The sequence below is a fragment of the Candidatus Cloacimonadaceae bacterium genome, assembly GCA_030693415.1.
Classification (GTDB): Bacteria; Cloacimonadota; Cloacimonadia; order Cloacimonadales; family Cloacimonadaceae; genus JAUYAR01.
Window position 1 is genome coordinate 1 of the sequence record JAUYAR010000101.1, and the last position, 8,711, is coordinate 8,711.

Annotated in this window: 6 protein-coding genes; 3 read left to right on the plus strand and 3 right to left on the minus strand. The window is 48.4% G+C overall.

What is annotated here, in order from left to right:
- Positions 1 to 318: 318 nt before the first annotated feature.
- The 3 genes from Q8M98_06220 to Q8M98_06230 all read right to left on the minus strand — a co-directional run bounded on the left by Q8M98_06220 (position 319) and on the right by Q8M98_06230 (position 5,167).
- Positions 319 to 1,263: a DUF4249 family protein gene (locus tag Q8M98_06220; GenBank protein MDP3114357.1), complete on the minus strand. Its 945-nt coding sequence runs from the start codon at positions 1,261 to 1,263 to the stop codon at positions 319 to 321.
- Between the two features lie 10 nt (positions 1,264 to 1,273).
- Positions 1,274 to 3,601, minus strand: a complete 2,328-nt coding sequence (locus tag Q8M98_06225) for a TonB-dependent receptor (GenBank protein ID MDP3114358.1) — start codon at positions 3,599 to 3,601, stop codon at positions 1,274 to 1,276.
- A 111-nt stretch (positions 3,602 to 3,712) separates the two neighbouring features.
- Positions 3,713 to 5,167 carry an OmpA family protein gene (locus tag Q8M98_06230; protein MDP3114359.1) on the minus strand — a complete coding sequence of 485 codons (1,455 nt, stop codon included), beginning with the start codon at positions 5,165 to 5,167 and terminating at the stop codon, positions 3,713 to 3,715.
- Positions 5,168 to 5,783: 616 nt separating this feature from the next.
- Between Q8M98_06230 and Q8M98_06235 the strand changes: the two genes are divergently transcribed.
- The 3 genes from Q8M98_06235 (at position 5,784) to Q8M98_06245 (ending at position 8,572) form a co-directional block, all read left to right on the plus strand.
- Positions 5,784 to 7,304, plus strand: a complete 1,521-nt coding sequence (locus Q8M98_06235; protein MDP3114360.1) for a FlgD immunoglobulin-like domain containing protein — start codon at positions 5,784 to 5,786, stop codon at positions 7,302 to 7,304.
- A gap of 106 nt (positions 7,305 to 7,410) precedes the next feature.
- Entirely contained in the window at positions 7,411 to 8,295 is an 885-nt protein-coding gene (locus Q8M98_06240) for a hypothetical protein (protein ID MDP3114361.1), read from the plus strand.
- Positions 8,279 to 8,572, plus strand: coding sequence for a DUF1565 domain-containing protein (locus tag Q8M98_06245; GenBank protein ID MDP3114362.1), 294 nt, complete (start codon positions 8,279 to 8,281; stop codon positions 8,570 to 8,572). Before Q8M98_06240 ends, Q8M98_06245 begins: the two co-directional genes overlap by 17 nt.
- The last annotated feature ends 139 nt before the right edge of the window (positions 8,573 to 8,711 follow it).

The following is an 8,711-nucleotide window of genomic DNA, read 5'->3' on the forward strand; positions in this document are numbered from 1 at the left end:
AGAATAACTCACAGGATTCACGCGTATCCAGTGGCTTGTTGATCTGCACGAAAACTTCGCTTGGGGGGCATACTATGGAGGGGTGTAGCGCTATCGCAAAAAGTGGCAACCTAGCGTCAACTATATTAGGACTTGACAAGAACCGAATTTCGCACACTGTCGGACGGATTTTTAGGTGATAAGGGGAACAAGTGAGCTGTCCATAACTGCGACGCTTTGATACAGTTTCTATACAGCTTCGCCAAAGCTTTGATAGCGCTTCGACGCAGATTATATACAGCTTTATGCAGCTTTTATACTTGCAATTCCCCCGCTTATTTACTTCACTACCTCCGCATACATCACGCCGCCGCTGGCGGAGCCAAAATAGCCGAGGGCGTTGTGCACGCCACCATAGAGGTAGCCTTCGGGATTGAAACTGTAATTGTAATAATTGCTGTCAACGATGTAGGCGGAAACGCGGTATTTGCCATAGAAGACAAAGGCTTGCGCATAATCTTGCACCACCAGATAGTTGCCAATCATGCCGGTCTGGGGAGTGGAGGTGAATCTACCCAGAAATTTGATCCGCCTTGGGCCGCCGTCGCTGGAGTTATAGACAGGTTCCATCGATGCGTCCGCGTGGGTGAATCCAAAGACGGGATTGGTGAATTCCAGATCGGTGCTAAATGCTTCCAGACAATAGAGTTCTGCCAAAAAATTATATGCTCCGCCCTCAGATCCGGTGTTCAAAGCCAAGGGATAACGGTTGTCGATCGTGGAATAGGTGAGGGTCGTATTCAGGTTATGATCAAGCGAAAAACCCTCGCCAGAAACGTTATGTCCATAAAAATCCGGTATGAGTTCCACCGCTTTGGGAACGGTCGTTTCCGCCCAAATGGTTTTGTCATAGCCGGGAACCGTGACTTCGATCCGGTATCGGTGGTTTGCCAGGATGAGATTTTCACCGGGATCGATGTATTTGATCATAAAATCATGCAACGCGGGAGCAAGCTCAAAAGTGCGGAGCGTATCTCCCTCCGCTGGATCAATCTCGTGGATCCGCACTGTGGCATCAAAGACGAAAAGCTGGAATGGATCAAAATCCTCGATGGAGGCACTGCGGGTCACATAGACCGGTTTTTCCAGATTGATGCTGCTTCCGGCAATCAAAAACCCCGCGATGGCAAAGACGTCGCCTTCAAAGCGTGGTTTGGAAGTGAAATCGCTGCAAGAAGTTAGCAGCAGAGAGATCAGGATTGTGAAGAGAATCGCGTATTTCATGTATCCCCCCCTACCATTTTACGTTCAGACCGATGAAAGGCAGAAATGGGAATTGGGTGCTGTCCCGATGGGTGAGTTCTGGGATGCCTTCGCTGTCTGAGACGATGTTATAGTTTCGAAAACTGACGTTTGCCCGGTTGAAGATGTTGATAACCTCAAAATAGGGCTCGATCGAGCCCCAACTCTTTACCCACTCATACTTTGTGCTCAGATCAAGGCGCATGTAATAGGGCAGACGGATGCGATCCGAATAGCTGTAGATGAGCTGAAAGTTTTCGCCGTCAAAATAGATGCGTTCCGGTTTGTCGTTGGGCTGTCCTGAATTGAAGGTAAAATTGAGCCCGATCTTGAAATCCGCGCCCAGAAACTGCATGCCGGTATTTTGGGAAAAATTGAAGGTTTGCACCATCGTGAGCGAGTGGCTGCGGTCATATTTGGGATAGAAATACCGGCTTTCGCCGCTGAGAGGATCGATATTGACGTCCTTCATCTTGCGTCGCGTTCGGCTGATCGTGTATCCTGTGAAGCCCTGCAAGCCTTTCCAGTCGTTGCGCAGCATCAGATCCGCGCCGAAGGTGTATCCTTTGCCGACGTGGAAGGTGTCGGACAGAGTTCCGGTCTCGTTGTTCCAGGTAAAATCCGTGCCGACATTGTATTGCAAAAGGTTCTTATAGGTTTTGTAATATGCCTCGATGTCAAAGCCGAAGTACCTGGAAATATCTCGCTTATAGCCCAAAGTATAGTGATCGGAGCGTCCCGGTTCGAGGCTACCGTCCAGAGGAAACCAGACGTCAAAAGGTGTGCTGATTTGTATTGTCATCAGGGTCAGATATTGGTTGAAGATGCCATAGTTTGCATAGATGCTTTCTCCCACGTCCAGGTTTCGGCGCAGGGAAATGCGCGGTTCGAGATTGACGTAGCTGGCTTTGGGAATGTTGCCCGGCTTCCTTTTCAGAGTGTGATACCAGGCTGCGCGAATGCCCGGCTGCAGCGTCCAAAGCTCGCTGATATCCCACACGTCCTGAACGTAAATCGCTGAGGTCAGAGAGGATACTTCCACATCCGGGATGGCGCTTTCCTCATATTGATAGGTGGTGTCCATCTTTAGCCAAGTGTTGTTCCATTTCAGTTCATAGCCCCAGTCCACCTGATGGTTGTTAGTCGGTTTCCAGCTCAGGATCGCTTTGCTGGTGAGGTCGTGAATGCCGTTGACGCGTTCAAATATCTCTTCTCCCTCCTGGGATATCTGGGCAAAATTGCTCTTATACTCGCTGCCGGCGAAGATGAATTGGGAAAAAAGCGTGGGACTGAAGAGGTGAACCCATTGCGTGGTAAAGGTTTTGTTGCCCCAATCCAACGCCAAAACGGAGCCGAAATCAAAGCTTAAGTCATCGCGCCCGAAATAGCTGCTGAAACTGAGCTTGTTTCTGGCATCGAGATCCCAATTTAGCTTTACCTGTCCATCATAGAAATAATAGTCCGGCAATTCGTCATAAAACTGTTTGAGTATTTCCACATAGGTGCGGCGGATCGATGCCATGTAGGAACCGCTCTGCGCCCCAACGCTCCAGGGACCTTCAAGCGTGGCGCTTGAAGAGATCAAGCTCAGGCGCGCCACACCCTGATGACGCACCCGGTTGCCCTGACGATTTGTGACGTCTAACACGGAAGACATTCTGCCGCCATACTTTGCGGGGTATCCGCCTTTGATCAGATCGACGCTTTCCACGGCGTCCGAATTGAAGGTGCTGAAGATGCCACCAAAGTGATTGGGATTATAGACGTCGATGTCGTCTAACAAGATCAGATTTTGATCCGGAGAGCCACCGCGGACATAGAGTCCTGAAGAAAAATCCGATATCGGAGCGACGCCCGGTAGGGTCAGAACCGCGCGAAAGACGTCTGCTTCGACTGGGGAGACCACCATTTGGATGTCTTCCGTACTTTGGCGGATCAGGCTGTTTCGGATCAGAGGGCTCTCCAAAGACGGGTCCCCGGTAGCGGTGACCACCGTCTTGCTCAGTTCGATCGATCCCTTTTCCAGCGCGGCGTCGATGCTCATATTTTCATCCGGTGTTTTTATCGTAAATGAAATGCTGGTATCGATATATGAAATGAGGCTTATTTCAAGGTTGTAAGCCCCCGCTTGATGGAGCTTTAGGACGTAATAGCCCTTTTTGTTGGTCTGCGCCCCGATCCGGGTGCCGGCTATGCGGACATTGACATATTGAAGCGGTTCGCCACTGCCGGCGCGGGTCACGAATCCGCTAACGGTGGCGGAAAACAGCATTCCCAGCGAGGATAACAGCAGCAGGACAATCATGGTCGTTTTTTTCATTACATACCTCAGGTTCGCTTATTTAGAGCAGCATTGGCACTCTCAAAAACCGGAGGAAAGCAAATACTCACCCCCGGTGTTTAATTTGGGTTTATCGTGCAAGTAGAAAGATTATTTTTCCACTTCAAACTCGATGCGGCGGTTTAGAGTCCTACCCTCAGGTGTGTTGTTGGTTGCACGGGGATCGGTGGCACCCTTACCGAGTGTTTTAATCCGGTTTGCATTTATCCCTTTGGCAACCAGCCAATTCTTCACAGAGTTTGCACGGTTTATCGATAAAGTCTGATTGCTGGCTGCACTTCCAACGTTGTCCGTGTGTCCGATAATGACAATATTCACAGTTGGGTTTGCTGCTAGGGCGGTATGGGCTTTCTCTAGGATTTCGGCTGAGGCAGGCAGTATTGTAGCCTTGGCGGTTTCAAAGAAAATACCTTCCAGTGAGAATTTCATCCCGGCGGTCAAATCCAGCACATCATCTTTGGGATCCAGGGGATTGCTACCTTTGCTTACCTCAGTACCATCATCCATGCTGCCCTTATCCGTATCTTTTTGCAAAGGATCGGTGCGATAGGTAAGGATTTCCTCCCCATCTTTCAGTCCGTCCCCATCGGTATCAGGGTTTAGAGGATCAGTTTTATGCTTCATAACTTCGGCATAATCAGTCAAGCCATCCCCATCGGTGTCTGCGTTCATTGGGTCTGTCTTGTATTTGTTTATTTCATCTGCATCTGTCAATCCATCCCCATCACTATCAATAACAGCAATAACCACCGGTTTAGGTGGATCAACAATTACCGGCACTGGAACTGGAACTGGTGCAGGAACCGGTGCTGGAACTAATACTGGAACTGGCACTGGAACTGGGGCAGGAGCTGGAACTGGGGTAGCCTTTACCACTGGTGCGGGTGCCGGTGCCGGTGCCGGAACTGGCACAGGAGCTGGGGTAGTCTTTACCACAGGAGCCGGTGCTACTGCTCTCGGAGCAGGTTTACGCCCCGGATCCGAATAAGAAAGCCCAACCGTGAGGTTGAAGAAACCATCTTGTCTCCTGTCGGTAAACCGATTCTCGTCGCCAACTGGGCGAATTCTGCCATCCAACATGTCGGAATTGGTTAAATTGTACCCGGTGCTAACTTGCAACCTCATACCTGGTTTTAGTTTGGTGCTAACCCCAATGCCAAGAGGGAAATGCGGAATTATATCTGCATTATTGTCCTTCAAATCTAATGAACCTCCGACCCCGGCATATATGTAAGGAGCATATTTGACCTTTTTATAGGGCTGAAATATAAACCGGTAATCTGCCATAAAGGTAGTTGTAGAATAAGTTTTTGAGGCATGTAGTGGCGTTAAACCCATTCCAATCCTCGAATAAAAATAACTAAACAATTCCAATTGTGCATGCACTTGACCTAAAGGGGCAAAATTCTCGGCACTTCCAGCATTATCACCTCTGGCAACACCCACTTCATACCCATAACTCCATCCGGGGCTGGTATTTACCCCAATAACGAGACTATAACCCAATAGCATCGTTAAAATCACCAGACATGTCTTTGCTTTCATAACTAACTCCTATCCTTTTTTTATCGATAATCATCCATAGATCATCCAATCTCATAAAATAACGCTTACTCCCGCAGTGAAGGTCTTTGGTATAATACAGATCACCATTGACCATTATTTCCCAAGGAGAAAAACATTCTATGCTAAAAGTATAAAATCTATAACCGAGAAAGCAAGGATAATTTTCTAACTTCGTGGATTAAGTGTGCCATGTTATTAAAAAATATCCGAAAAGTTGGACTGTGCGTGACTGTTAAAATGTGATATTGCCGAAAAAGCACTTGACACGAAATTGCCCTTTGGTATTTGTTGCATCGTGGTCATGGGGAATAGAATTAGTTTGGCGCGGCTGTGCTTTTTGGAGTACCACAGATGAGATGGATTATGCACAATGAATAAATAGATGACAAAGCCGAATGGCTAAAAAAGGAGTAAAAGTGCGTAAAATACCAAGTACCCCCCCGAATTCCGCAATAGCATCACGAACCAGATGAGAAGATTGCTAATAGCCGTTTCCTTGCTTTGCATTGTTAGTGCGTGTTGGTCTTACTATCTATATGTAAGCCCCGCAGGTGTCCCAGAAGCAGATGGGACATACTCAAATCCTTATAAGTTTATGCAAGACGGGGTGGAAACCGAGTATTCCGGCATCGGGAATTTATATGTGACGCCCAGATTTGCCGATGCGGCAAATGGAGACTTTAGCTTGGCATGGGATAACGATGGACCCAGCCCCTGCATCAATGCGGGATATCCCGGTGCGAATAATGATCTGCGCGATCCGGATGGTACCTTGCCGGATATCGGTAGCCATTACATTCCGCATCATCAAAAGACCTACCGTTTTGACCGTCCTTCAACCCCCCAACAAAATAACATCTTCTGGATGTCTTTTCCGGTGGTCGATGACCGCACTCGCATAGACGAACAAGACTGGAACGAACTGGGTTATATGTTTATGGGGCATATGGAGAATGCGCCATATTCTTCACAGCTTGCTGAGATAGCATGGAATTATCCTGATGACTCGGGGACGATGGAATATCGATTGGGTAATTGGATCAACAGCGACCAGCGGGCGATACCCCCCAAAGGCTACAAACTGAAGTTTAACCCCGGTTATATCGATCCGGTGGAAGTGTCCGGGTTCAAATCGGATGCGCTCACTACTCCGGTATTGTGGAGAGCCGCGCAAAATGGTGTTTCCTTTGAAAGCTGGATCGGCTACTTTGTTCCTTATACACAGAGAGCGGGGGATGCTTTTTCGAAAGTGATCCCCGGATCATCCGGCAGAACCTATCTGCATCATATCCATACCATAAAAACTCAGACTTGGTCAGCTTCCAGAATCCGGCAGGAATACGGCAGTGCCTGGATCATCAACCCCAACCGCTACACCTTTTCCGAAGGGGCGATGGCGGTCGTCCATTTATTACCCGATGCTCCGCAGGAAATGTATTGGAACACGACACCATACTCGTCGGCTGCGGTCGTCAGAGCAAGCGCCGAAAACTTCACTTTTGCCGAAAAGCTGGATTACCTGCCGATCTATATCGAGCTTGATCGCGAAGATCTGCCAGCGGAAGTGGGCATCTTCGTCAATGGCATCTGCAAAGGCGCCGCCGTGCCGGATAGTAGCCTGTTTAGCCTGAATTACTATTACGATAATGCCAAGAGCGAGGCGGAGATCGAGATTGCCTTCTATTATGAAGGTAAAGGTAAGAAAATTATGCAGGATTGGACGGTGTATAACCCCGAGCGGATGGTTTTTGAAAAAACCGCGCTGAAAGCAAATCAGATCCGTGACTATGCCTATCTATCCTTTGCCAAGGGCGCAGACACCCCACTGTTTCCCATCAATACCGAATTGCACCGGAACTTTCCCAATCCCTTCAATCCGGAGACGAAGATAGCCTTTACCCTGGCACAGGCAATGCCGGTTACCTTGGAAATCTATAACGTCAAAGGACAGAAACTGAAAACACTGATCAGCAACGCCCAGTTTGCCACCGGCAAACACAGCGTGAACTGGAACGGCAGAGACGACAATAACCGTCCGGTTGCCTCGGGTCTCTATTTCAGCCGACTCCGCACTCCCGCAGGCAATTACGTCCAAAAAATGACTCTTATGAAATGAGCTTAGCGCTTAGAGATTAAACAACCATCGTGGTTCTGCTGCCCGTGTGGCAGCAGAACCACGGATTTAAACTCTGAGATCAAGCAACTCACATGAAGAAGATATGATGAAAACAATCGCATTATGCGCAATCCTCTGCAGCGCAGCACTGTGCTGTGCCGCAGCCACCCTCAGCGTAGCATTGGACGGCTCGCAGCAATATACCTCGATCCAAACGGCAATCGACGCCTCCACGCACGGGGATATCGTGTTGGTTTATCCCGGCAGATACCATGAAAACCTGAACTTCAACGGCAAAAACATCACCTTGGCAAGCCTCGAACTCACTACCGGTAACGTCAACTATAAATATACGACCATTATTGACGGTAGCCGGAATGGAGCGGTGATAACGTCAATAAATTATGAATCAAACATCGTCATCAGGGGTTTTACGATAACCAATGGCACAGGTGAATACTCAGTCAATTACGACCTCACTGTCGGGGGTGGCATATTAGTTGGCAGGATGAGCGGGCAAAGAAACGTGAGCATTATCAACTGTTATGTTCACGGAAACACTGCCACGCTTGGGGGCGGTCTGTGGATCAGTGCCTGCAACCTGTTCATCAGCGGTGTCACAATAAAAAACAACAGAGCTTCCGTTGGAGGAGGAATAATGTTCCCGGGCGTGTCCGGAGCTCAATTCAACACCACTTATGACCCGGTGAACCGCTGCAGTATCTACAACAACATCGGTTCTTCCGGCAGCGACATGTATTATTATTTGGTCAATGCCGTGCATGTGGTGGTCGATACTTTTACGGTGGCGAACCCCTGGAATTTCTATGCCTGTGCGATAGCCGGCAACTCCAGTATCGTCAACCCCTATACCTTTGATATCCTAAACACCGTGCACACAGAGGTCAATCACGATCTATATGTAGCCCCCTGGGGCGACAATAATAACAGCGGGGTCAGTCCCATCAGAGCCGATGCGGACAATCTATAACGCAGTGTATAAGATCGCCTCCGACAGCAGCAATCCCAAGACCGTATATGTTGCTAACGGTACCTATTCCAGCAGCTTGAACGGACAGATATTCCCCATCCCCCTGAAAAGCTACATGAACCTCGTGGGAGAATCCCAGGACGGCACCATTCTCGATGCTGAGTATCAAAGCGTAATTATCTACATCCCTGGACATAGTCAAGGATTCAACATATCACATTTGAAACTATTATTTGGCAAATCCGGTATTGCAGTGAATAGATCCAGTGACCATTAGATAAGATGGGTAACGATTGAAGGTATCAGTGATATATACTTTGCAGGAGGATTTCATACTGATAAATGTTCTGATTTGAGTCTGTCAAATTTGAAGATATCAAATGTGAACTCGCCCCGAAGCGCAACCGGCGTGGTGT

Bases quoted from the DNA above. Each gene is read 5' to 3' on its own strand.
- Q8M98_06220 (MDP3114357.1), bottom strand. From the start codon at position 1,263: ATGAAATACGCGATTCTCTTCACAATCCTGATCTCTCTGCTGCTAACT.
- Q8M98_06225 (MDP3114358.1), bottom strand. From the start codon at position 3,601: ATGAAAAAAACGACCATGATTGTCCTGCTGCTGTTATCCTCGCTGGGA.
- Q8M98_06230 (MDP3114359.1), bottom strand. From the start codon at position 5,167: ATGAAAGCAAAGACATGTCTGGTGATTTTAACGATGCTATTGGGTTAT.
- Q8M98_06235 (MDP3114360.1), top strand. From the start codon at position 5,784: ATGCAAGACGGGGTGGAAACCGAGTATTCCGGCATCGGGAATTTATAT.
- Q8M98_06240 (MDP3114361.1), top strand. From the start codon at position 7,411: ATGAAAACAATCGCATTATGCGCAATCCTCTGCAGCGCAGCACTGTGC.
- Q8M98_06245 (MDP3114362.1), top strand. From the start codon at position 8,279: ATGCGGACAATCTATAACGCAGTGTATAAGATCGCCTCCGACAGCAGC.